Raw genomic sequence first — 24,176 nt, forward strand, 5'->3', positions numbered from 1 at the left:
CGTCTACAAATGTATTCCGACGCTTTATTGGGCGGGTAGATCAATCTGCTGACGTTTTACCCGAATAGCGCTGCTTCGCGCTACGATTTCCATGCTCCGTGCCTCGCAATGGGCGCGGGTGAAAGCGGCCCCGAACAGCAGGATCATGGAGGAGAAATATACCCACATCAGCAGTACCACCAGAGAGCCGGCAGCGCCGTAAGTAGACGCCGTGGCGGTATGGGCTAGGTACAAGCCGATTAGCGCGCGGCCCACAGAAAACAGAATGGCGGTGATCAGGGCCGCTGGCATTACTGCTTTCCAATTTAGCACTACATCGGGCAGTACTCTGAACATGGTGCCAAACAGCAGACCGATGACCACAAGTGAAACCGTCATTTCAAAGATCACCACCACACTACTATGAATCGGTAGCCAGCCCTCCGCGTAGACGATGATCGCCTGCACCACTACGTTCAGAAGGAGCGAAACCAGCAGTACAAAACCCAGAGAAACGACCACGGTGAGAGACAAAAGCCGACTTTTGATCAAGGCCGCAATGGTGTTGCGTGACGGTCGCGGCATTACCTCCCAGATGGCATTCATGGAGCGCTGCATCTGGGCAAAGACTGTGGTGGCACCAATGACCATTACTAGTAAGCTGAGCAAGCCGGCGAGCAAACCTTGGCGGGGCGTTTGAGTGTTGGCGATGGCGTTGCGCACTTCGTTGGCCGCTTCCGGGCCAATGGTGGCTTCCAATTGACCGAGAATTTCTGCCATTGCGGCATCGCTGGTCATCACCAAGGAGATGACTTTTACCGCCAGAATGATTACTGGGGCGAGAGAAAACAGGGTAAAGAAAGCCAATGAGCCGGCATAGCTTACGGCGTTACCCTCCAGCCACAGGGTTACACTGCGTTTGAGAATACTGAACCAATACAGGAAAGAGTCTTTCATCGGGCTACTATCGTCCATGAAGTTGCTAGCAGTGCTAGTGTAGCGGGGGAGGCTTAGACGTTGAAAGTCTTGGATTCAATAGCGCGGGAATGGGGTTCCTCCAAGTGGGTTGGTGATGGATGCTGCGAGAAGCATGAGTCGCCGTCCCACTGTTTTAGACACGGCGACTACATGGCTGTTGAAGCGATCACGCTTAGACTCCGTAATGGAGTGAGCGTATTGCTTGCGGGGTCCTTTAATGCAGCTTTAGCCTAGGGCGTACCAGCTTGTTAAAGCGCCCGGCAATTAACAGCATGATGGTACGTGGCCAGCCGTAAAGCGCGGCTTGGTGCATGCGATACAGACTGATATACATCATTCGGGCGAGCCAGCCTTCCACAAAGAAGTTACCGCCCTTCAGGTTGCCCATCAGCATGCCCACCGAGCTGTAATTGGACAGCGATACTAGAGAGCCGTGGTCCTTGTACTCGAAGGGCTTCGGGTCGCGGTCCATTAGCAGCCGTTGCAGGCTGCGGGCAGTGTGCTGCGCCATTTGCTGGGCGGATTGGGCCCGTGGCGGGATCGGGCGTTCCGAGCCTTCTGGGATCAAGAATGCCGCATCACCGATGACGAAAATATTTTTTTGGCCCTTGGCTTGCAGCGTCGGCTCGACTTCTACCTGATTAATACGGTTGGTGCTGAGGCCGTCGATTTGGCTCAGCCATTTTGGACATTTTACCCCGGCAGCCCAGACCAGTAGGTCTGCCTTGATTGGATCGCCGTCTTTAGGCACCAAGGCTTCGGGGGTTGCTTCGGCGATCATGACGCCAGTGCGCACCTTTACTCCCAGGCCTTCCAATCGTTTGGTGGCGGTGGCGGACACTCGCTCGCTAAGCACCGGCAGAATGCGCGGTGCGGCTTCGATGATATCCACTTGCAAGTGTTTTCGATCTAGGTGCTCGTGGCCGTAGAAGTTGAGCATGCTCACGGCATGATGAAGTTCTGCGGCCAGTTCCACCCCGGTGGCTCCGCCGCCGACAATCGCTACAGAAATCGGTTTGTTTTCATAGTTGGCATGCAGGCAAGCGTTAAGGAACCGTTCGCGAAAGCGCTCCGCTTGGCCCCGGCTGTCCATGAACAGGCAGTTGTCACGAACGCCGGGGGTGCCGAAATCGTTGCTCTGGCTGCCGGTGGCCAGCACCAGATAGTCGTAACTCAGTTGGCGTTCCGGTAGGACTTCGCTGCCGTGGGCATCGTACAGTGGTGCCAGGGTCAGGGTCTGGCCGGTGGTGTCCATCTGAGTCATGGTGCCGGGTTCAAACCGGTAGTGGTTGAGTTGAGCGTGGGCGCGGTAATCCACGGCGTCCAGATCGGCATCAATGGCGCCAGTGGCCACTTCGTGAAAACGGGGCTTCCAAACGTGGATGCTGGACGAGTCCACTAGGGTGATATCGGCATTGCCATATTTGCCGAGCTTTGCGCCGAGTTTGGTTGCCAGCGGAAGACCGCCGGCACCACCGCCGACAACAACAATTTTGGGTTTGCTCATTGGGGCTCCTGTCAGGCTGTCGACCTTTGGGGGAGAGGCCGTCAGTCAATCATATTCATGGGTGCGGGAACAGGGTTAATGAGACGGGCCCTTGTGGGGCGTCATTCTGCCTTGCGCGGCAGAACGGATGCTGAGTTCAGGCTGGGTGGTAGGCCGCTTCTGAACCGGAGGCTTTCCTTGCGTCTTCCCATACGTGCGGGTCTGCTCGTCGGGCGACAACGAAAAAGCCCGCCGGTGGCGGGCTTTTTCGTGGATGCTCGCGGCTTAGGCCTTGGGGCCGGCCGCGCGAATTTCGTCGGACACATCTGCGTACTTGTCAGCGAAGTTCTTCTGGAACTGTTCTGCCAGGTCGCGGGCGCGTGCTTCGTAGTTCTCCGGATTAGCCCAGGTGTTCTTGGGCTGCAGCAGATTGCTGTCGACACCGGTAACGGCTTTGGGCACGTCCAGGTTGATGATGTCCAAGTGCTCAGTTTCGGCGGTGTCCAGTTCGCCGGACAGGATTGCGTTAACCACGCCACGGGTCGTGGGGATGCTAAAACGCTCGCCTTCGCCGTAAGGGCCGCCGGTCCAGCCGGTGTTCACCAGGTATACCTGGGAGCCGAATTCTGCCATGCGTTTGATCAGCAGCTCGGCGTATTCGCCGGCACGACGTGGGAAGAAGGGGGCGCCGAAGCACGTGGAGAAGGTGCTTTTGATGCCGCCGCCGGACCCCATTTCTGTGGAGCCGACCAGGGCGGTGTAGCCGCTCAGGAAGTGGTAGGCTGCGGCTTCTTTGGACAGTTTTGATACGGGCGGCAGGACGCCAGTCAGGTCGCAGGTCAGGAAGATGATGTGCTTGGGTTCGCCCGCGCGGTTTTCTTCGACTTTCTTGTCGATGTTTTCCAGCGGATAGGCAGCACGGGTATTCTGGGTCAGGGACACATCGGCGTAATCAGCGGTGCGGGTTTCGTCATTGATGATGACGTTCTCCAGTACCGCGCCGAACTTGATGGCGTCCCAGATCACCGGCTCGTTCTTTTGGCTCAAATCAATACACTTGGCGTAGCAGCCGCCTTCGATGTTGAAGACCACATCTTTGCCCCAGCCGTGCTCGTCGTCACCAATCAGATAACGGGCAGGGTCTGCGGACAGGGTGGTTTTGCCTGTGCCAGACAGGCCGAAGAACAGAGCCACACCGCCGTCTTCGCCGACGTTGGCAGAGCAGTGCATGGGCAGCACGTCTTTTTCCGGCAGTAGGAAGTTCTGCACGGAGAACATGGCTTTTTTCATTTCACCGGCGTAGCGCATGCCGGCAATCAGAATTTTGCGCTGGGCGAAGTTAAGAATAACGCAGCCGTCGGAGTTGGTACCGTCACGCTCCGGGTCACACTGGAAGTGCGAGGCATGCAGGATCTGCCATTCTTCCTTGTTGCGGGCGTTGTACTTCTCCGGGCGGATGAACATAGTGTTGGCGAACAGGTTGTGCCACGCGGTTTGCGCGGTCACTTTCACGGCCAGGTAATGATCAGCGTCAGCGCCGACGTGCAGGTGGGAAACAAAAGCGTCGCTTTCTGCAACGGCCGCGGTCACACGGTCCCACAAGGCGTCGAATTTATCACTGTCGATGGGACGGTTAATGGCGCCCCAGTGGATGTGTTCGCTGGTGCTTGGCTCGTCAACGATGTAACGGTCCATCGGTGAGCGGCCGGTGCGATGACCGGTTTCCACTACCAGGGCGCCGTTGTCGGCCAGGCGGCCTTCGTTACGCTGAACAGCCAGCTCTACCAGCTGGGCCGGGCTGAGATCGTTATAAACAATTGGATCTGTCATGGTTATTCCTGGGCTTGTGGCCGTGCGGTTGCAACGGGTATGGCCGCGCAACCTTTAAGTTCGCATTGCGGATACACAGTGCCGGTCTCGTGCCCGGATCAAAGACCGGACAAGACCAATAAGGGACCAGTAGTGGCGCCACTGATCAGCACAGGCGCGCGATTATGCCAGAAAAGGGAATCAGTGGCGATTCCCCTTCGGACTGTGCGGTCACGGCTGCAGGGCCACCCTTTTAATGCGTCAAGGCACGCGACGCAGGGAAAGGGCGCAGGAAAAGATGGGAGGCAAATGCGGTGTCGCCTGCTATTTGCCTCTGGCTGTCGAGGCCAGGAATCGCGGGTTAGCTATTCTTGGTATTCCTATCGGCTTTCTCGGAGCATTTCCGCCAGGTCCACGGCATCAAAATGTTCCTGATGGCGACAGAAGTCGCAGGTCAGCGTGACTTCCCCGTCTTCCTCCAGTAATTGCTGTAATTCCTGATTGCCAAGGGAAATGAGTGCATTTCGGTTGCGTTCCCGGGAGCAGGTGCAGCCAAAGCGCAGAGGTTGGGCGTCGGGCAACTGGGGTGGGGTGTCGTGAAACAGCCGGCGCAGGATGGTTTGGTCATCTAGGTTTAGTAGCTCTTCCATTTGCAGGGTGCTCGCCAGCGCCTCTAAGTGTTCCCACATCTGGGTGTTGCCGTCGGTGGTGGACAGCTGGTTGGGCAGGCGCTGCAGCAGCAGGCCCGCCGCGCGATTGTTGCCGCTGGCCAGCCACAGCCGGGTGGGCAGTTGTTCGGATTGTTGGAAGTATCCCTGCAGGCATTGGGCAAGAGTGTCGCCGCTGAGCGGTACGATGCCTTGATACTGGCGCCCCTGATCGGGGGTGATGGTGATTACCATGGTGCCTTCACCGATCAAGGTTTGAATGTCGCCGTGGCTCCAGTCTTGACCGTCGCTGTGGCGGGCTAGGGCACGCAGCTCGCCATCATGGCTGCATTCGGCCAGTAGCAGAGACACCGGCCCCTTGCCTTGGGCTTGCAGGGCGAGCCGGCCCTTAAATTTGAGAGTGCTGGCCAGCAACGCCACAGCGGCCACGGCTTCGCCGATCAACCCCTGCACCGGCAGTGGGTAGTTTTGCCCTTCTATAATACGGCTAATGCTACTTTCCAGTTGAACCAGCTCACCACGAATGTCGGAGTCGGGGAAAAGAAAGCGCTGTTTGTGGTCTTGCATTATGAGGTCCTGAGGTTGGGCTGTTGCGGTAAATTCAGCGCGAAAAAGCAGTTATTCCAGATTGTCTCGTTTGAAGCGCTGGATATCCCGACGTTCCTTTTTGCTGGGTTTGTGGTCCGGTGCAGCGGCTGCGGCTCGGGCCAGTTTGCGCTGTTCACTGTTCATTTCCCGTTTGGCCACGCTTTCGGTGGTTTCCTCATAAAGTGTCTGGGCCACCTTTGCCGGGCCACGTTTGTTGCTCAGACCGCGGACGACCACCTCGAAATGCTCAGTGCCTTTGCTGATGGTCACTGTCTGGCCGGATTGCACTGCCTTGCTGGCTTTGGTCCGGTTGCCGTCGATATGGATCTTGCCGCCTTCAATGGCGTTTTTGGCCAAGGTGCGGGTCTTGAAGAACCGTGCGGCCCAGAGCCAGGAGTCTATACGTACGCTTTCCATCGCTTTCTCCAGAGTTGGCCGTTAGGGCAGCACGGTCAGGAAATCATCAATGGCCGGGAACGGGGCCGTATCCGAACGTTTTGGCAGACTGGAATCCGGGTGGAGGATGCTCACCGGCTGCCCAATACCGTATTTCCGAGCGCTGTGCAGGACCGGCAAGGAGTCGTCCACCAGCAGGGCGCGGTCTCGCTCGAAAGGGAGGTGTCGTTGCAGGTGCTGCCAAAATGACTGGGCTTCTTTGGGGTGACCGTAATCATGGCTGGAGACCAATTCGTCAAAATATTGATCAATGCCGGTGCGCGCAATTTTCAGGTGTAAGGCATCGCGGTGAGCATTGGTCACCATGATGACTTGCTTGTCTGATGCCTTAAGCTTCTGTAGAAACGTTTCCGCGCCAGGCCGCACGGAAATGCGGTCGCCAGCCGCCCTTTTCAAGTGGGCAATTTCCAGCCCCAGCTCGGCGGTCCAGAAATCCAGGCAGTACCAGTTCAGGGTGCCTTGGTGGCTGGTGATCCAGTCGTGGATGATGCGGTTGGCCTCGACCTGCTCTAAGCCCCGTTGCTGGGCGTAGCAGTTGGGTACATGTTGTTGCCAGAACCAGTTATCAAACTGCAGGTCCAGCAGTGTGCCGTCCATATCCAGCAGCACGGTGTCCACGGATTGCCAGTCAATCATGAATTTCCTGCGTGTTCGGGTTAGTCTTGCCTTGGTGAGTAGGCTCAGAGGTAATTATGGATGAGAAACCGGAGATTCTCGACACCCGGCTGATAGCAAAGAGCCGCCTGTTCGGAATTGAAGAGTTACACCTGCGGTTTACCAACGGAGAGGAACGCACCTACGAGCGCTTGCGCACGCCGCCGATCGCGGGGGTGATGATGGTGCCGTTACTGGATGACGATACCGTGGTGATGATCCGTGAATATGGCGCCGGTACGGAAAGCTATGAGTTGACTCTGCCTAAGGGTGCCTATGAACACGGTGAAGATTGGCGCGATGCGGCTAACCGGGAATTAAAGGAAGAGGCGGGTTACGGCGCGCGGCGTATGAGCCTGATGAAGGAGCTGACCTTGTCCCCCGGGTACATGGGGCACCGCATTAAAGTCGTGTTGGCTGAAGACCTTTATGAGGAATCGCTTCCCGGTGATGAGCCGGAAGAGCTAGAAGTGGTGACCTGGAAATTATCGGAACTGGATCGCTTGATTGAGCGCGATGATGTGACCGAGGCGAGAGTGATCGCTGCGTTGTTGATGACCAAGCGGTTGTTGGAGAAAAGATAGTTCAACACGTCTCTGAATTAATCACAGGAAAATGGAAATGACGGATTTAAATGCCCTGCTGGGTCCGCTTGGTGAGATTGCCCGTGCCGCGGGACAGGCGATTCTTGAGGTTTACGAGCGCGATGATCTGGGTGTGGAAACTAAGGATGACAAGTCGCCGATTACCGAGGCAGATTTGGCAGCCCACAAAATTATTGAAACTCGATTGCAGGCGCTGACGCCGGATATTCCGGTTTTCTCTGAAGAGTCAGGGGGTATTGCCTATGCGGACCGTAAGGACTGGCCGCGTTTCTGGCTGGTAGATCCGCTGGATGGCACCAAGGAATTCATTAAGCGTAACGGTGAGTTCACCGTCAATATTGCGCTGGTGGAGGGCGATACTCCGGTGCTGGGGGTGGTGCACGTGCCGGTAACGGCTGTGACCTATATGGGCGGAAAGGGCGTGGGCGCCTTTAAAGAACATAACGGTGAGCGCCAAGCCATTGAGTGCCGTGCGCGCACCACGCCGGTGGTGATGGTGGCCAGCCGTAGCCATGGTGGTGAGGCTGTGGAAAAACTGGAAGCTTTTATACGAGAAGAGATCGGGGAAGTGGAGCGCGCTTCCATGGGCTCCTCTCTTAAGCTGTGTCTGGTGGCGGAAGGCAGTGCGGATATTTACCCGCGCCTTGCGCCTACCAGCGAGTGGGATACGGCTGCGGCCCACGCGGTGGTTGCCGCCGCCGGGGGGGTGGTAGTGAACACCGACTTTGCGCCCTTGCAGTACAACAAAGAGGACATTCTTAATCCGTTCTTTCTGGTGTTGGGGCAAAGTATTGAACAATGGCGCTTTATCGCTCCGGCCTTGAACGGTTGATGGGCGTGAGCCCCTCTCCGGCACGGGGTTCAGAGTGTCCTGCGCTTTCATTATTAGTGTTAGCAGGCCAAACAAGGAGTTTCCCATGAGTGCAATGCGTGAATTACGTTTCGTTAGTGACGGGCAATCCTGCCGGGGCGATCTGTATTTGCCTGAAGGCGAGGGGCCTTTTCTGACAGTGGTCATGGGCCACGGTTTTGGGCTTACCAAGGAATGCGGGTTGGCACCGTTTCGCGACGCTTTTGTACAGGCCGGTTATGCCGTGTTCCTATTCGATTACCGCCATTTTGGTGAAAGCGAAGGAATGCCCCGCCAGGTGTTGTTGCCCTATCGGGAGGTGGCTGATTGGCAGGCGGCGCTGGCCTGTGTGCGCAAGCTAGCTGAAGTGGATAACCAGCGCATCGTTTTGTGGGGTACCTCCTTTGGTGGTGGTTTGGTCACTGTGGTGGCGGCCCGGGAGCCGGTGGCGGGTATTATTGCGCAGTGTCCGATGATGGACGGCATGGCGTCAGTGTTGGAGGTGATTCGTTATGCGGGTGTGGGGCAGGCGTTGAAGATGACCGGTATTGGTCTGTGGGACCTGGCCAGCAGTGCATTGGGGCTGGGGCCTAAAATGTTGCCCTCGGCAGGGCGCCCCGGTGAGCTGGCGGCTATGTCCAGCGATGACGCTTATGATGGGTACACCGCGTTGATGCCGGCCCACGTGCCTAACGAGGTGGCCGGGCGGGTTGCGCTGGCGCTGCCGCTATTTCGGCCTGTGGCCCAGGCCAGTAAGGTCACTTGCCCGGCGCTGATCCTTATTTGCGAAACCGATACGGTGGCGCCGGCATCGGCGGCAGAAAAAGCGGCTGCAGCGATGGCTCGAGCCAGCGTGAAACGTTATCCGGTGGGACATTTTGATGTCTACCAAGGCGAGGCCCGGGAGATCAGCCTGGCGGATCAGTTGGCGTTTTTGCGGGATGTTGAAAGCTAAAAGTTAAAATGGCGTTGTAACGGGCGGCTCAATGAAAGCAGAACCGTTGTCTGATCCAGTGACAGCGGATTGGCATACATGCTCGCGCGGGTGACCCTCCGAGCAGATCCCAGTTGGCGGAGGCCGGACCCTCACGGCTCAAGCCGATCAGTGCTGAACAGGAAACGGGAATCTGGAGCTAATCTATGGCGCCGCCTGAAAGCTCTTAGGTCTTGAGCGTGAGCTATTAGCTGCGCCGGGTTGTGAGTGCTGGGCGTGGTGGGGTGCCCGGAATACGCGGCTAAGGGCAACCTGATTTAGGCCTGCAAGCAGAATGACCTAAAATGAGGCGCCGGGCGCGATTAAAACCTAGGCCCTGGTATCGGGCTGAATGGTGACTCAAGCCCAATGTTTATAACGGTTACAGCGAGATGGCCGTCTTTAGCGGCGCTTTCCTTCGGCGCTAAAGCCAATTAACGGCCCGTTTGGGCCTTTTCTCATACCCTCTAGTGCGGCTATTCTGTCCGCCATTAAAACGTGCCATTGATCGATGTCAATGTTTGCGCTGAGAGAATCGGGCAGCCTGAGAGGCTGGAGGTAAAGTATATGTCTAATAAACACGTTGATGTATTGATCGTTGGCGCCGGCCTTTCCGGCATTGGTGCGGCTTGCCATTTGACTCGCAAGGCGCCGAATCGCACCTATGCGATCCTGGAGCGCCGCGAACGCATCGGTGGCACCTGGGATCTGTTCAAGTATCCCGGTATCCGTTCTGATTCCGATATGTTCACACTAGGCTACAACTTTCGCCCTTGGACCGAACCTAAGGTGTTGGCGGACGGCAACTCTATTCGCCAGTACGTGGAAGACACTGCGGAAGAGTACGATGTGAAAAAACATATACGCTTTGGTCGCAAGGTGATCAAGGCGAATTGGTCCAGTGCCGATAACCACTGGGCGGTGGAAACCACCAACGAGAAAACCGGTGAGCAAGAAACCTTTACCGCTAACTTCCTGTTCTCATGCGGTGGTTACTATAACTATGACGAAGGCTATAAGCCGGACTTCCCCGGTGAGAAAGACTTTAAAGGCCAAGTCATTCATCCTCAGCACTGGCCGGAGAATTTGGACTATAAAGGCAAGAAAGTGGTGGTGATTGGTTCCGGCGCTACCGCCGTAACGCTGGTGCCTGCAATGGCTAAAGAAGGTGCCAAAGTCACCATGTTGCAGCGCTCGCCAACCTATATCGCCACCGTGCCGGAAGTGGATCAAATCTCGGTGGGCATGCGCCGGTTTATGCCGGAGATGATGGTTTACCGGTTAACCCGTGCGCGTAATATTGGTCTTCAGCGTATGGTGTTTAAATTGTCCACACAGCGCCCCAAGCTGGTTCGCCGTGCGCTGTTGGCTGCGGCCAAACGACAGCTAGGTGATGACGTGGATATGGCGCATTTCCGGCCCCATTATAACCCTTGGGACGAGCGTCTGTGTGCAGTGCCCAACGGCGATTTGTTCAAGACCGTGCGCAATGGCGATGCTGAGATTGTGACCGATCACATCGAACGTTTCACTGAAACAGGGATCTTGCTCAAGTCTGGCAAGGAGTTGGATGCGGATATCATTATTACTGCGACGGGGCTGAACCTTCAGATGCTTGGGGGGGTAAAAAGCACCATTGATGGTAAGCCGGTGGAGCCACGCGAATCGCTGGTTTACAAGGGCATGATGTTGCGGGACGTGCCGAATATGGCGCTAGTGTTTGGTTACACTAACTCGTCTTGGACTCTGAAAGCCGACTTGGTCTGCGAGTATGTTTGCCGCTTGCTAAACCATATGGAAAAAACCGGTGCCCAGACAGTGATTCCCCGTGACAAGGATAATTGCATTACCGACGATAACTTCCTCGGCATGCAATCGGGTTACATTCAGCGTGCCAATGATCGGCTGCCGCGCCAGGGTTCAAAGGAGCCGTGGAAGGTGGTGCAGAATTATATGGTTGATTTGCCCAAGCTGCGTTTGGGCGCCATTGATGACGGGTTCCTTGAGTTCGATAACTATCAGCCGGTGAAAAAGAAAGGGCTGGTGGCGTCGTTGTTGGGTGCTTGAGCTGAAAGCTGAAAAAAAGCGCCATTTACGGTGCTGTTACCCTAGTAGGCATGGACAGCGGGCCTAGCTAGGGCCAGCACTAAAAAGGCCGCATCCTGAAAAGGGTGCGGCCTTTTTAGTGCTGCTATCTGTTAATGAGGGCAGAGCTTATGGCGAATAATCGCCAGGCTTTAGCGCCTCTTTTAACGTTTAACTATTTCCAAGGTAAAGCATTAATCCGTTGGCGTGCGGCTGAGTATTCTCGCTTCAGGCGGTCGACCAGATCTGCTGCTGGGCCTATTTTCTTCACCGCACCGATACCCTGACCGCTACCCCAGATGTCTTTCCAGGCTTTGGAGCTGCCATCGCCGAAGTCCATTTTTGACGGATCGCTTTCCGGTAGGTTCTCCGGATCCAGACCCGCGGCTTCGATGGACCCGCGCAGGTAGTTACCGTGCACGCCAGTGAATAGGTTGGAATAAACAATGTCGCTGGCGCCGCTGTCCACAATGGCTTGTTTGTAGCGCTCATCCGCATTCGCTTCATCGGTGGCAATAAAGGCGGAGCCGATATAGCCCAAGTCTGCGCCCATGGCCTGAGCAGCGAGAACGGCGTCCCCGGTGGCGATCGCACCGGAGAGCAGCAGTGGCCCGTCGAACCACTCACGAATTTCCTGCACCAGGGCCAGCGGGGAGAGGGTGCCTGCATGGCCGCCCGCGCCAGCGGCCACAGCGATCAGGCCATCAGCACCTTTCTCTATGGCTTTTTTGGCGAAGAAGTTATTGATGATGTCGTGGAATACCAGTCCGCCATAACTATGAATGGCTTCGTTCACATCCACTCGTGCGCCCAGTGAGGTTATTACGATAGGCACCTTGTACTTCACACATAGCTCCAGATCATGCTCCAGCCGATTGTTGGATCTGTGCACAATCTGGTTTACCGCGAATGGGGCCGCAGGCTTGTCAGGGTTGGCCTGGTTCCAGGCATCGAGCTCTTCGGTAATGCGCTTGAGCCATACTTCCAGCTCTTCTGCGGGACGAGCGTTCAGGGCGGGAAAAGAGCCGACAATGCCGGCTTTGCACTGGGCGATCACCAGCTCCGGGTTGGACACAATGAACATGGGGGATGCCACAACGGGTAGCTGCAGGCTGTTTTGCAGGGAGGCAGGTAGGGCCATGGGAACTCCTCATCTCACAAGGTGAGCGCCACCGAAAAAAGTGGGACGCTTTCAGGAGCATAATAGTGCGGTATACATGTGGCGATGTCAGCACCGAAAACGACAATCTGTGGGTTGATGTGGACGTGAATGAGGGCGGATGCGGCTTGCGAACCTCAGGCGTCAGGCGTTCGGCGCCGCAATGCATTGAGCAGGCGGCTGGGTAAGCCCGCGGAGCGTAGCAACGGGCGGGCGTGCATCAGTGTTTCATGGATATCGGTTACATGCCCGCTCAATTCGTCTACATGATTGGTAATGCCGTCAACACGTACTGATAAGTCTGCTACCTGGCCGGGGAGGGCGTCCATGCGTTCGATGATGCGCATGATGCGGTGGGCCATAATCATGTATTCCAGTGCCGCGCGGATCACCGCCACCATTACCACAAAGGCAAGTGGTGCAATAACGGCGGCAATAATGCCGGCCAGCGTAGAGAACCAAAAGCACAAGCCAACTACGCTAACGACCACAATCAGTGCGCCAGCAATCAGCAGAAGATAGAACAGCGGCATCAGCTGCATGGTCAGATAGCGGTTGAAACGCCAATCCGCCAGGTTGGGAATACGAGGGGGCGGCCCAGGTGGTGGCGTTTCCGACTTGGGTGTCTGCATGGTGCCTCCTGATTTTATTATTATTTATGGTGTTCGTTTTTGAGTCGTGCGGCGCTATTGCGTGGCGTTGCTGGCGCCCAGTTTGTGTTCCGCATAACTGGCAAGAAAGTCTCCGAACACCGTGGTCAGTTCCTCGAAACTCTGGGTTGGTTTTTCTTCCGAGAGATGGCGTACCACGGTGAAAACCCCGCCGTTGATATAAAAATAGGACACCGCCGGAATATTAGGCATACGCAACAGCTCCGGGTGGTGCATCAGGTATTGAGTAAACAGGTCCAACAGGGCGCGATTGATGGGCTCCAGATGCATCACCATGTCTTGGCTGAAAGCGTGGCGTGCACAGTTCAGATACAGCTGGCGATTTTCTTCAAGAAAATCGCGAAAGGTAAACAGCAGCTTACTCACTGCATCGCGGATATTCATCCGTACCAGTTCCGGAGTCAGCGGCTTAATCATGGCCACGGTATCGTCCACGAAACGGGCGCCGGCGGCTTTCAGTATGGCGTCCTTGTCCTCGAAATACTCATATAAAGAGCCCACGCCGATGCCGGCGATGTCGGCAACTTGGCGTGTTGTGGTGGCCGATGGCCCCTGCTGGGCAATCGAGATTAGGGCGGCCTCGACGATAGCATCGACGGTGGCTTTGGAGCGCTGTTGTTTGGGTTTGCGAGCCATAATGATTTCCGAGTTGAATCCGAACAAGCATTCGATCTACTGTCACATTAGAGGATGTAACAATAAACCGTTGCCTTGATGCAATGGCTATTTTGACTTGATGGAGCAGACGGCATGTTTGGTCGTAATAAAACCATTAGCGCGAATGCCTCCGCTGTTGTCACCGGGGCAGGAAGCGGCATAGGCCGTGCGTTTGCCGAAGAGCTGGCTCGGCGCAATGGGGCGGTGGTCTGTGCGGATATCAATCTGGGGACCGCCCAGGAAACGGCTGACCGCATTGTCAGCACGGGCGGGAGGGCGTGGGCGGTGCAGTGCGACGTCAGTGTCCAAGCAGAGGTAGAAGCGCTGGCCGAACAAGCAGATGCGCTGCTCCCAGAGCCGGTGAATCTGGTGATCAATAACGCGGGCGTAGGCGTGGGCGGCAAACCGGTAGGCGAGACTTCCATGGACGATTGGCACTGGACCATGGGCATTAACCTATGGGGTGTGATCCATGGTTGCCACGTTTTTGCACCGAGACTCAAGGCGCAAGGGTACGGTGGGATTATCAATGTGGCCTCTACGGCCAGTTTTGCGGCGGCCCCGTTGATGGGGCCCTACAACGTGACCAAGGCAGGGGTGTTGGCGCTGTCAGAGACACTGGCAGCCGAAACTTCCGGCACCGGCGTTAACGTAACGGTGCTATGTCCTACAGTGGTAAACACCAATATTTTCACCACTGGCCGGATCGATGCCGGGATCACGCCGCTGATGAACAGACTTGTGGAGCTTACTGGCGTGCCCGCCGAAGGTGTCGCGCTCACCACTCTCAAGGCTTTAGATCGCGGGCAGCTTTATGTGCTGCCGCAAATGGATGCACGAATGATCTGGCGGGCGAAGCGTTATCTGCCCTCCGTCTATACCCGTGGTGCCGGGCTGCTCAGCCGCTTGGCGTCCGCAAAAGCATAAACCGAATGCCGTTAAACGGCTTCAAAGCCGTATCGCAATAACAGGAGAGCATCATGGCTTCTATCGATTTGGAAAAAATGTTGGCAAAGATTCAATCCACCCAGTGGGCCCTGTCAGATATCGACTGGGATGCTCCCGGCGCGGAGCTGATTACCGAAGAACAATGGCCCAAGCTGAAAGCTTTCATGGCTGATGTGATGTGGATTGAGCACGTGGGCGCCAGGGCCTTTGCCGCCATGGCTAAGAAAGCGCCCACAGAAACCTTGCGTCAAATCTATACCTACTTTCACGCGGAAGAGCAGCGCCATGCCAATGTCGAAATGGCACTGATGAAACGTTGGGGGATGCTCGAGGGAGAAGGTATTCCCGAACCTAATATCAACTTACGATTGGCGATTGAGTGGCTGGATCGTTACAGCGATGAGATGCCGATTTATGTGTTGGGCACAATGGTGCCGATGCTAGAAATTGCTCTGGATGGTGCCTTGTGTACCTTCCTGCTGGAGACCGTAAAAGACCCGATTTGTCATCAGGCCTTTGAAAAAATCAATGACGACGAATCCCGTCATTTGGGCGTCGGCTTTAGCGTGATGGAAATGCAGGGGCGCGGGAAGACCTTTATTGGTGCCGCCAAAATGCTGGCCCCCCTGCTGAATCCTCGCCTGTTGTTAGGTATGGCCTCCTATCTGCCTTTGCTCAACAAGATGCGCGACAACATTATTGGTATGGGGCTGCCGGAAGAGCGCCTGTATGCCGCGATGGCCAAATTCGAAACAATTGGTGGGCGTACCGAAGATGGCCGTCGTAACCCTTGGTATCAGTTGGTCCGTCACCACGCCAAACTTATGGTAGATCGCAATAAACGTGTTTATCACGTACCCGTGGATGGTCTAGTCAAGTTGACCGGAATGATACCGCCCCGGATGCTGCCTGCTGTGCCTTCCTGGGTGAATGAGCTGACTTATCACCCCATTGCTTGATGTTACCGAAGACCACCATCATGTGCCTGGCAGATGATGGTGGTCTCCTGCTTTTTGATGAGATTTTGTTATGACTGCATCCCCTACTTCCCCTAAAAAGGCCGTTCGCAAATCGGCTTCCCGTCAGCGTTCTTCCTCAACGAAAGAGCCGGCGGTAACAAAAACACCAGTGATAAAACCGGCCTCGGTCCTGATTGTGGGCGCGGGGTTTGCCGGCCTAGGGATGGCCATTCGTCTCAAGCAGGCCGGTATTGAGGATATCGTGATTCTGGAACGAGCCAACGCGGTGGGCGGCACCTGGCGAGACAATCAATACCCTGGGGCCGCTTGCGACGTTCCCTCCAATCTCTATTCGTATTCTTTTGCGCCCAACCCGAACTGGTCACGGAGCTTCTCGGGCAGCGAAGAAATCCTGGGTTATATCCAGCATCTGGTGGCTGAGTTCGAGTTGGAGTCGTACATTCGTTTCGAGAAAAACGTGCAAGAGCTGTCTTTTGATGAAAAGAAAGGCATCTGGACCGCCACGACGGATAAGGGGGAGCAGTTTGCTGGGCGGGCCGCAGTGATGGCTCAGGGGCCCTTGTCGAACTGCAGTTTCCCGGCGATTACTGGTATTGAGGATTTCAAGGGCCACAAGATTCACAGCGCCCGCTGGGATCATGAGTACGATTTTACCGGCAAGAAAGTGGCTGTCATTGGTACCGGTGCCAGCGGTATCCAAATCATTCCCGAACTGGTCAAACAGGCGGCCCACGTGAAGGTGTTTCAGCGCACTCCGGGCTGGGTTCTGCCGCGTCCTGATTTTGTCACTCCGGCCTGGAACAAAGCCCTTTTTCGCAAGTTGCCGGCCAGCCAGCAGGCCATGCGTAATCTTCTCTTCTGGACCCATGAAAGCATGGCGCTGGCGGTAATATGGAACTCGCCGCTGACCCGCGTTGCTGAACGGGTAGCGAAGATGCATCTACGCCGGCAAGTGAAAGACCGCTGGTTGCGTCGTCAGTTGACCCCGGATTTCACCATCGGCTGCAAGCGGGTGTTGGTCTCCAATGATTATTACCCTGCGTTGCAAAAAGACAATGCCAAACTGATTACCTGGCCCATTGCTCGCCTTAGTGAAAAAGGGATTCGTACGGTAGAAGGTATTGAGCATCAGGCCGACTGCATCGTGTTTGCTACGGGCTTCGATGTCAGCCATTCCGGCACGCCTTTCCCCGTTAAAGGGCGTAAGGGTCGGGTGTTGGGTGACGAGTGGCAAGGCGGTGCCCAGGCCTACAAGAGCATTAATGTGTCCGGTTATCCCAATCTCTATATGACCTTTGGGCCTAATTCTGGGCCCGGTCATAATTCCGCCCTGGTGTATATGGAGTCCCAGCTTGATTACGCGGTGAAAGGGGTGCAGAAAATTCTTCAGGAAGACCTGAAGATGCTGGATGTGAAAAAAGATGTTCAGCGTAAGCACAACCAGGCCATGCAGAAACGGCTGGCAAAAACTAACTGGAATTCAGGTTGCAAGAGCTGGTATCTCACCGAAGACGGCTTCAATGCCACCATGTACCCAGGGTTTGCCACTCAGTACGCGGCACAGATGGCCGCTTTTGAAGAGAACGATTACGAAACCGTCTGATGTGAATCAGCTTGGTTTCGCTCGGTAAACGCGGCCCTGCCTGGCAGGTGCCGCGTTTTTTATGCCGCATTGAAAGTTGTTGGATTACCCCTTCCAGGCTCTCTGTACCCTTGGGTCAATTCCCTCTGTGGAACGGTGCTCTGTCCGTGGCCGCCCGGTAGCTGTCATCAAGTCGTCATTTCACTGTCGTGCTGGCTTCATTCCTGCCCTGTAAAACCCTGTGAGCAATCCGTTTGGGGGATCTGCAGATAACAGGGGAAACCGATGAAGAATTTGTATCTGGGAGCTGGTGTCATTCTGGCGGCAACGCTGACGGCCTGTGGTGGCGACAGCAATCAGCCTGACGCGGTTGTGGATGAGGCGGTGCGCACACCGGACAGTATCAAGCTCTCCTATGTCAGTCGCTATTCCACAGGCAGTTTTGATGCCTCCGCCGCAGAAATCCCGGCTTATGATGCGGCAAGCCAGCGTTTGTTCGTAGTGAATGCGGAGCAGGGCGAACTGGATGTGCTGGACCTGAGTGACCCTGAGAACCCGGTCAAGATCGATGCGATTAGTGTCGCAGGCATTGCGCCGGGCGCGGAAGTGAATAGCGTCGCTGCCAGCCATGGTTTGGTGGCGGTGGCCATTGAGGCGGAGCCGAAAACTGATAATGGCTTTGTGGCGTTGTATCAGGCCAGTGATTTGACCTTGCTGGGCAGCCAGCGGGTTGGCGCCCAGCCAGACATGGTGGCGTTTACCCCGGATGGAACCCGCGTGCTCACCGCCAACGAAGGCGAGCCCAGTGATGATTATCAAACAGACCCTGAGGGCTCTATCAGCATTGTGGATTTCAGTGATCCGTCCAACCCGGTGGTTAGTACTGCAGACTTCACGGCGTATAACGGCCAGGAAGAGAGCCTGCGTAACCAAGGGGTTCGCATTTATGGTCCGGGGGCATCCGCCGCGCAGGATCTGGAGCCGGAGTACATTGCGGTTTCAGCTGATGGCAACACAGCCTGGGTGACCCTGCAGGAAAATAATGCGCTGGCGAAAGTGGATATCGCCACAGCGACGATAACCGACATCGTTTCTCTGGGAGAAATTGATCGCAGCGTAGAAGGTAACGGGATTGATGCCAGCGATGACGATGAAGTTATCAATATCAGGACTTTTGCCGGTGTAGTGGGGCTGTACCTGCCGGACTCGATTCATGGCTATACCGTGAACGGCAAGACCTACCTGGTGACCGCCAACGAAGGGGATGCTCGGGCCTGGGGCGAAGACAATGACGACTACTGGGGCGAAGAAGCGGATGCAAAGGTGGTGCCGCCGGTCGCTTGTGAGCCGGATGCTAGCCAGGGCTTTGTTGAAGAATTCCGCGTGAAGCATCTGGTGCATAACAGCGGGTTTGCCCGTCGTTGTGGCGATGATTTGCCGCCGCAGCTGAGCGCGTTGGCAGAGGGAGCCCTGTTGGATCCTGCGGTCTTCGGCTATTGCGGTGCCACAGCGGGCGATTCCGGCGATTGCCGTGAAGACGATGTGCTGGGGCGCCTGAACATCACCTGGACGATGGGTTACAAGACTGACGTCGATGGCCAACCGCTGAAATTCATGGCCAATGGTTCGCAGCCTGAAGGAGACGAGGTGGGTACGCATATCATGTACGACACGCTCTACAGCTATGGTGGTCGTTCGTTCTCCATTCGCGATGACAGTGGTGATCTGGTGTTTGATAGCGGCGATGCCATTGAGCAGTTTCTGGCCAGCGACGACTGCAAGTTGGGCTCCGAGCGATCAATCGATTGTGCCGACTATTTCAACAGCGGCCACGATGAAGGCAATGCCATAGACAGCCGCAGTGATGCCAAGGGGCCTGAGCCGGAAGGGCTGACCATCGGTCAGATTGGCGACAAGCATTTCTTGTTCTTGGGGCTGGAGCGCATGGGGGGCGTGCTGGTGTATGACATTACGGATCCGGCGGCGCCGGTCTATCAGGATTATTTGAACAGCCGTGAAACCTGGGATGTGGCTCCGGAAGCGGGCAACCTGGATGGGTATGGGGATCTGGGTCCGGAAGGGTTGGTGTTTATTTCGGCTGCGGATTCTGCCAACGGCAAGGCGCTGCTGGTGGTGGGGAACGAAGTCAGTGGCTCCACCGCCATCTATGAAGTGCAAAGTGTCTTCAGCGAATAAATCACGGCAATAAAATACAAGCCCTGTGTGTTGTCAGGCGGCCTGCGGGCCGCCTTTTTGGGGCCGGGGAAATTCGTTTTGCTAAAGCAGCTTAGCGTTTACGGGCGGCTTGTTTGGCCTCAAAGGCTGCCAGTTGTGCCTCGCTGGCGGGTTTCTGGTAGAGCGTTTTCCATTCAGCGAAGGGCATGCCGTAGACGTATTCCCGTGCGCCGTCATAATCCAGTTCCACGCCTTGCTCCGTCGCCGCTTCCATTAGCCACTTAGCCAAACAATTACGGCAGAAATCTGCCTGGATCATCAGGTCGATATTTTGCACGTCTTTGTGTTCATCCAGATGCCGCAGCAGGTGGCGAAACGCGGCGGCTTCCATCTCGGTTTTGCTGGCTTGATCAATATCGGCCATTGGATTCTCCCGGTTCTGAAATCCCTATCTGGTGAGGCCCTTATAGAAGGGGGGCATAAAACAGCGGAAACGCCTTGCCGGCATTTCCGCTTTGCTGTTCTTTACGTGCCTTCAGGCCTCAATGCTCTTCAGATAATCATCGTAACTGCCGGTGAAATCGCGCACTCCGTCCGGGGTGATTTCCAGAATGCGGGTGGCCAAGGAGCTGACGAATTCCCGGTCGTGGCTGACAAAGAACAGTGTGCCTGGGTAGTTCTCCAGCGCTAGGTTGAGCGCTTCGATGGATTCCATGTCCAGATGGTTGGTGGGTTCGTCCAGTAACAAGACATTGGGCTGAGTCAGCGTCAGCTTGCCGAACAGCATGCGGCCTTGTTCTCCCCCGGAAATCACCTTCACGGATTTCATTACTTCGTCGTTGGAAAACAGCATGCGGCCAAGCGCCGCACGGACTGCCTGCTCGCCATCGCTGGTCCATTGGGCCATCCAGTCGAACAGGATCATGTCCTGTTCAAAGTCATGGCTGTGGTCTTGAGCGAAGTAACCGAGGTCGGCGGCTTCCGCCCATTTTACGGTGCCGGTATCTGCGGTCAGGTCGCCGGCCAGGCAGCGCAGCAGGGTGGTCTTACCGATGCCGTTAGGGCCGATAATGGCTACCCGTTCGCCGGCCTCTACTTGCAGGCTCAGGTCCTGGAATAGGGTCAGGTCATCGTAATGCTTGCCGAGCCCTTCTAGGGTTACCGCTTGGCGGTGTAGTTTTTTGCTTTGTTCAAAACGAATGTAGGGGCTAATGCGGCTGGAGGGCTTTACCTCTTCCAGCTGGATCTTGTCGATTTGCTTGGCCCGGCTGGTGGCCTGTTTGGCCTTGGAGGCATTAGCCGAGAAGCGACTAACAAAGCTTTGCAGGTCAGCAATTTCTTTTTTCTTCTTGGCGTTATCTGCATACAGCCGATCACGGGCGGCGGTGGCGGCGGTCATATACTCGTCGTAGTTACCGGGGAACAAGCGGAGTTCACCGTAATCGAGATCCGCCATGTGGGTGCATACACTGTTCAGGAAGTGGCGATCGTGGGAGATAATAATCATGGTGCTAGAACGGGCCACCAAAATATCTTCCAGCCAGCGAATAGTATGGATGTCCAAGTGGTTAGTGGGCTCATCAAGCAGCAATACGTCCGGATCGGAAAACAGCGCTTGGGCGAGCAGCACGCGCAGTTTCCAGCCGGGGGCCACTGCGGTCATCGGGCCCGCGTGTTGCTCCTCGGGAATGCCAAGGCCCAACAGCAGATCCCCGGCACGGGCTTCGGCGGTGTAACCGTCCATTTCTGCGAACTGCATCTCCAGTTCCGCCACGCGCATGCCGTCTTCTTCGCTCATTTCCGGCAGGCTGTAGATACGGTCGCGTTCGGCTTTTACCGTGGCCAGCTCGGTATGCCCCATGATCACGGTGTCCAGAACCGTGTATTCTTCGAAGGCGAACTGGTCCTGGCGCAATTTCCCAAGGCGATCATTGGAATCCAGCATGACCTGACCATTGCTGGGCTGCAGTTCGCCACCGAGAATCTTCATGAAGGTGGATTTGCCGCAGCCGTTGGCGCCGATTAGGCCGTAACGGTTGCCGTTGCCGAATTTGACGGAAACGTTTTCAAACAGTGGCTTGGCGCCGAACTGCATAGTGATGTTCGCGGTAGAAATCAAAGGACTATCCTGTAACGAGAGAGCGGCGGGGGCACGCCATCGACGGCTGCGGAGTACTCTCAGCAACCGGCGGGGAGAAAGAGGCGGCATTGTACCGGCTTGTCAGGCAAAACACAGTCCCGCCGGGCGGTATGGGTGGGGTGAAGAATTAAGCAAGAAGGCGCGTATTAAGCAGACAAACCAGGAAAGCGAGGGGCCATGACTATAAAATCCACCCTGATCGGGCTCGCCACGGGGTTGCTGGCGCTTTTGGCTGTTGGTTCTTGTAGCAATGATGGCAAGCAAGCGTATCTGCAACAGCAGGTACGGCAGACCTTGCAGGATAACAACCTGAGCGTTTGGCGGGTGGATACTCTGACCGTGACGGGGCGCAATGAAGAGGGGCATGAGGACCATTCTGCTACCCATTACCTGTTTGATGTGGCTCTGCTGCTGCAGGAGGATCTGCAGCGGGTGCGTTATGCAGATGCAGATACTCGGGAACTGGTGGTGACGGCGGGGGCTCGGGCAGGGGAGCGAGCAGTGTTGCCCGGTGTGGCGAAAATTGAAGGCGAACAGACCGGACTGTTCGATAAGGACGATGTGACCCAGGCGCGGATTAGCTTGTCGCTTACGGACCTTCCTGCTGGCCTGCCGGCCTCCCTGTTGCGGCAGCGCTTCGCCGATTGGCAGCAAATAACCGTGGGTAGCGATGCTTACCAGTCCTTGCTCAATCGGCTGCGACGCTTGCTGCTGGATGAGCAGCGAGCCTTGATCGATGTCTCTGATCGGTTGCGCCGTGCGCGCCAGCAGCTCTCGGTGCAGGATGAGGAGTTGCGGGAATTGGAAGAACGCGCGCAGCAATCCAGCGAAATGGGAGAGCCCATGGAGCGGGCCAGTGAGGGCATCGAGGCCTTAATGGCGCGGGTGGATCAGTTGCAGGTGGAGCAGTATTCCCAGGAAGAGGCCGTCGAGAAATTGCGAGCGGACTTGGATCATCTGCAAGGCGTTCCCTAAGCCCCGGCTCGTGATCATCAAGGCTTCGATTTATGGGAGGCTATGGGTATCATGGCGGCTTCTTTCCTGTATTGGATTCAGCCATGTTTGAACAAACCATTACCCCCCGCTTTTACGAGACCGATGCTTTTGGCCATGTGAATAATACGGTTGTCACTGGTTGGTTTGAAACCGGTCGTGCGCCGTTGTTTCGGCTTTTCGGTGACGCGGAAAATCCAGCATCAATGCCGTTGATTCTCGCCCGAGTGGAGGTCGATTTTGTCGCTCAGATTTACTATGGCAGTGACGTGATCCTGCGTGCAGCTATTGAGCGCATTGGCAACAGCTCCTTTGTGGTGATTCAGCAGGCATGGCAGAACGGGGCTCTGGTGGCCAGAGGGCGGGCCGTTCAGGTGTATTTTGACCACAAGACGCAGGCCTCAGCGCCGCTGCCCGATGATCTCCGTGACGCTTTAGCCCAGCACGAAGGCGAGCTACCAGAAAGCTAATCGTTGCAATAGATAGGGCTTCATGGCGCTTTGAGGTGCTAGCGCTACACTAACGAATCAACATGTATTGCTGAGCGAGAATCAGGATGGCCTACAAGGGACAGGAAAACCTAGAGCACCTCAACCCCCGCAAGGTTGGTGTGCTCATTACAAACCTGGGAACCCCAGATGCGCCGGAAACAGGCGCCCTGCGCCGTTATCTGCGGGAGTTTCTTTCTGATCCCCGAGTGGTGGAGATTCCCCGCTTTATCTGGTTTTTCATCCTTAATCTGGTGATTCTGGTCATTCGCCCTCGTAAGTCTGCGGAAGCCTACAAAAGCGTGTGGACGGAAGAGGGCTCGCCGTTGTTGGTGTACAGCCTTGCCCAAGGGGAAGGTATTCGTCAGCGCTTGCAGAGTAAATATGGCGATGATGTGGTGGTGCGTGTGGCCATGCGTTACGGCAATCCGTCCATTGCCAGCCAGTTGCAGGCGTTTGAGGACGAGGGCATTCGTAAGCTGGTTGTGTTGCCGTTGTATCCGCAATATTCCGGTTCCACCAATGGCTCTACCTTTGATGCCGTGGCCCAGGATTTTATGGGCCGACGCTTGCTGCCTGATCTACGCTTTATTAGCCATTACCCGGATTACCCGCCCTATATTCAAGCCATGGCTGAGCATATTCGTGCCTACCGAGAAAAGAACGGTAGTGCGGACAAGTTAGTATTTAGCTTTCACGGTGTGCCGAAACGCTTTTTGCTCAAGGGCGATCCATATTTCCATGAGTGCCACCAAACATCACAGTTGTTGGCCAAGGCGCTTGGGCTGAGTGATGGCCAGTGGATGACCACGTTCCAGTCCCGCTTTGGCGCAGAAGAGTGGCTGCAGCCCTATACTGATGCCACCATGAAATCCCTCCCCGGTGAAGGCGTGAAATCAGTACAGGTATTCTGCCCAGGCTTTTCTGCGGATTGCCTGGAAACCGTGGAAGAAATTGACCAAGAAAACCGTGAGTATTTTGAAGAAGCTGGCGGTGAGTCTTTTGCTTATATCTCCGCACTTAATGCTGAACCTGCCCACCTGGATGCTCTGGCCCAACTTGTTGAAGATAACCTGCAGGGCTTTCTGCCCTGACAGTCCACCCTAACAGGACTAGCAATGGGGTTGATACCCAAATTGGGGTATGCGATAGGCCGTCTCCTTTTGCTATTTTGTAATAGAGGTTCCCTGCCTTAGTACGGGACCTCTATTGTGTCTGTTGTCGGGGTAAATGATGTTTAAATCCATTGCTT

At 55.8% G+C, this 24,176-nt stretch carries 22 protein-coding genes; 11 read left to right on the top strand and 11 right to left on the bottom strand.

Annotated elements, in window-relative coordinates; translation table 11 throughout:
- Positions 1-24 precede the first annotated feature (24 nt).
- From ABO_RS01390 to yrfG, 6 genes are all read right to left on the bottom strand, one after another.
- Positions 25-954 carry a YihY/virulence factor BrkB family protein gene (locus tag ABO_RS01390; RefSeq protein WP_011587569.1) on the bottom strand — a complete coding sequence of 310 codons (930 nt, stop codon included), beginning with the start codon at positions 952-954 and terminating at the stop codon, positions 25-27.
- A 217-nt stretch (positions 955-1,171) separates the two neighbouring features.
- Positions 1,172-2,464 (bottom strand): NAD(P)/FAD-dependent oxidoreductase, encoded by a 1,293-nt coding sequence (locus tag ABO_RS01395; protein WP_011587570.1) that lies wholly within the window; start codon positions 2,462-2,464, stop codon positions 1,172-1,174.
- 264 nt (positions 2,465-2,728) lie between these two features.
- Positions 2,729-4,273, bottom strand: coding sequence for a phosphoenolpyruvate carboxykinase (locus ABO_RS01400; RefSeq protein ID WP_011587571.1), 1,545 nt, complete (start codon positions 4,271-4,273; stop codon positions 2,729-2,731).
- 359 nt (positions 4,274-4,632) lie between these two features.
- Complete coding sequence (gene hslO, locus ABO_RS01405) at positions 4,633-5,487, bottom strand: Hsp33 family molecular chaperone HslO (RefSeq protein WP_011587572.1); 855 nt, start codon at positions 5,485-5,487, stop codon at positions 4,633-4,635.
- Positions 5,488-5,538: 51 nt separating this feature from the next.
- Positions 5,539-5,925, bottom strand: a complete 387-nt coding sequence (locus ABO_RS01410; RefSeq protein WP_011587573.1) for an RNA-binding S4 domain-containing protein — start codon at positions 5,923-5,925, stop codon at positions 5,539-5,541.
- A gap of 21 nt (positions 5,926-5,946) precedes the next feature.
- On the bottom strand, positions 5,947-6,600 hold the full coding sequence (gene yrfG, locus ABO_RS01415; protein ID WP_011587574.1) for a GMP/IMP nucleotidase: 654 nt from the start codon (positions 6,598-6,600) through the stop codon (positions 5,947-5,949).
- A gap of 56 nt (positions 6,601-6,656) precedes the next feature.
- Here yrfG and nudE point away from each other — a divergent pair, with 56 nt between their 5' ends.
- From nudE to ABO_RS01435, 4 genes are all read left to right on the top strand, one after another.
- A complete protein-coding gene (gene nudE, locus ABO_RS01420; protein ID WP_011587575.1) occupies positions 6,657-7,202 on the top strand; it encodes an ADP compounds hydrolase NudE in 546 nt (181 codons plus the stop codon).
- Positions 7,203-7,239: 37 nt separating this feature from the next.
- Complete coding sequence (gene cysQ / locus ABO_RS01425) at positions 7,240-8,055, top strand: 3'(2'),5'-bisphosphate nucleotidase CysQ (RefSeq protein ID WP_041704703.1); 816 nt, start codon at positions 7,240-7,242, stop codon at positions 8,053-8,055.
- Between the two features lie 85 nt (positions 8,056-8,140).
- Positions 8,141-9,028, top strand: a complete 888-nt coding sequence (locus ABO_RS01430) for an alpha/beta hydrolase (RefSeq protein ID WP_011587577.1) — start codon at positions 8,141-8,143, stop codon at positions 9,026-9,028.
- Positions 9,029-9,613: 585 nt separating this feature from the next.
- On the top strand, positions 9,614-11,113 hold the full coding sequence (locus ABO_RS01435) for a flavin-containing monooxygenase (RefSeq protein WP_011587578.1): 1,500 nt from the start codon (positions 9,614-9,616) through the stop codon (positions 11,111-11,113).
- A 193-nt stretch (positions 11,114-11,306) separates the two neighbouring features.
- Here the strand turns inward: ABO_RS01435 and ABO_RS01440 are convergent, their stop codons facing one another.
- The 3 genes from ABO_RS01440 to ABO_RS01450 all read right to left on the bottom strand — a co-directional run bounded on the left by ABO_RS01440 (position 11,307) and on the right by ABO_RS01450 (position 13,597).
- Positions 11,307-12,272 (bottom strand): NAD(P)H-dependent flavin oxidoreductase, encoded by a 966-nt coding sequence (locus ABO_RS01440; protein WP_011587579.1) that lies wholly within the window; start codon positions 12,270-12,272, stop codon positions 11,307-11,309.
- 155 nt (positions 12,273-12,427) lie between these two features.
- Positions 12,428-12,922 (bottom strand): DUF4282 domain-containing protein, encoded by a 495-nt coding sequence (locus ABO_RS01445; protein ID WP_011587580.1) that lies wholly within the window; start codon positions 12,920-12,922, stop codon positions 12,428-12,430.
- Between the two features lie 54 nt (positions 12,923-12,976).
- Positions 12,977-13,597 (bottom strand): TetR/AcrR family transcriptional regulator, encoded by a 621-nt coding sequence (locus tag ABO_RS01450; protein WP_035458946.1) that lies wholly within the window; start codon positions 13,595-13,597, stop codon positions 12,977-12,979.
- 114 nt (positions 13,598-13,711) lie between these two features.
- On the opposite strand from ABO_RS01450, the gene ABO_RS01455 reads away from it, so the two are divergent.
- The 4 genes from ABO_RS01455 to ABO_RS01470 all read left to right on the top strand — a co-directional run bounded on the left by ABO_RS01455 (position 13,712) and on the right by ABO_RS01470 (position 19,324).
- On the top strand, positions 13,712-14,545 hold the full coding sequence (locus ABO_RS01455) for an SDR family NAD(P)-dependent oxidoreductase (RefSeq protein WP_011587582.1): 834 nt from the start codon (positions 13,712-13,714) through the stop codon (positions 14,543-14,545).
- Between the two features lie 53 nt (positions 14,546-14,598).
- On the top strand, positions 14,599-15,525 hold the full coding sequence (locus ABO_RS01460; protein WP_011587583.1) for a hypothetical protein: 927 nt from the start codon (positions 14,599-14,601) through the stop codon (positions 15,523-15,525).
- Between the two features lie 70 nt (positions 15,526-15,595).
- On the top strand, positions 15,596-17,149 hold the full coding sequence (locus ABO_RS01465) for a flavin-containing monooxygenase (RefSeq protein WP_011587584.1): 1,554 nt from the start codon (positions 15,596-15,598) through the stop codon (positions 17,147-17,149).
- Positions 17,150-17,413: 264 nt separating this feature from the next.
- Positions 17,414-19,324, top strand: coding sequence for a choice-of-anchor I family protein (locus ABO_RS01470; RefSeq protein WP_011587585.1), 1,911 nt, complete (start codon positions 17,414-17,416; stop codon positions 19,322-19,324).
- A gap of 91 nt (positions 19,325-19,415) precedes the next feature.
- Here ABO_RS01470 and ABO_RS01475 read toward each other — a convergent pair whose 3' ends face one another.
- Both ABO_RS01475 and ABO_RS01480 read right to left on the bottom strand, forming a co-directional pair.
- On the bottom strand, positions 19,416-19,727 hold the full coding sequence (locus ABO_RS01475) for a DUF1244 domain-containing protein (RefSeq protein WP_011587586.1): 312 nt from the start codon (positions 19,725-19,727) through the stop codon (positions 19,416-19,418).
- A 111-nt stretch (positions 19,728-19,838) separates the two neighbouring features.
- Complete coding sequence (locus tag ABO_RS01480) at positions 19,839-21,422, bottom strand: ABC-F family ATPase (RefSeq protein ID WP_041704711.1); 1,584 nt, start codon at positions 21,420-21,422, stop codon at positions 19,839-19,841.
- A gap of 198 nt (positions 21,423-21,620) precedes the next feature.
- On the opposite strand from ABO_RS01480, the gene ABO_RS01485 reads away from it, so the two are divergent.
- From ABO_RS01485 to hemH, 3 genes are all read left to right on the top strand, one after another.
- Positions 21,621-22,418, top strand: a complete 798-nt coding sequence (locus ABO_RS01485; protein ID WP_011587588.1) for a hypothetical protein — start codon at positions 21,621-21,623, stop codon at positions 22,416-22,418.
- 83 nt (positions 22,419-22,501) lie between these two features.
- Positions 22,502-22,906 carry an acyl-CoA thioesterase gene (locus tag ABO_RS01490; protein WP_041705216.1) on the top strand — a complete coding sequence of 135 codons (405 nt, stop codon included), beginning with the start codon at positions 22,502-22,504 and terminating at the stop codon, positions 22,904-22,906.
- A gap of 86 nt (positions 22,907-22,992) precedes the next feature.
- Positions 22,993-24,018 (top strand): ferrochelatase, encoded by a 1,026-nt coding sequence (gene hemH / locus ABO_RS01495; protein WP_011587590.1) that lies wholly within the window; start codon positions 22,993-22,995, stop codon positions 24,016-24,018.
- Positions 24,019-24,176 lie beyond the last annotated feature (158 nt).

This window comes from Alcanivorax borkumensis SK2, from assembly GCF_000009365.1.
GTDB classification, from domain to species: domain Bacteria; phylum Pseudomonadota; class Gammaproteobacteria; order Pseudomonadales; family Alcanivoracaceae; genus Alcanivorax; species Alcanivorax borkumensis.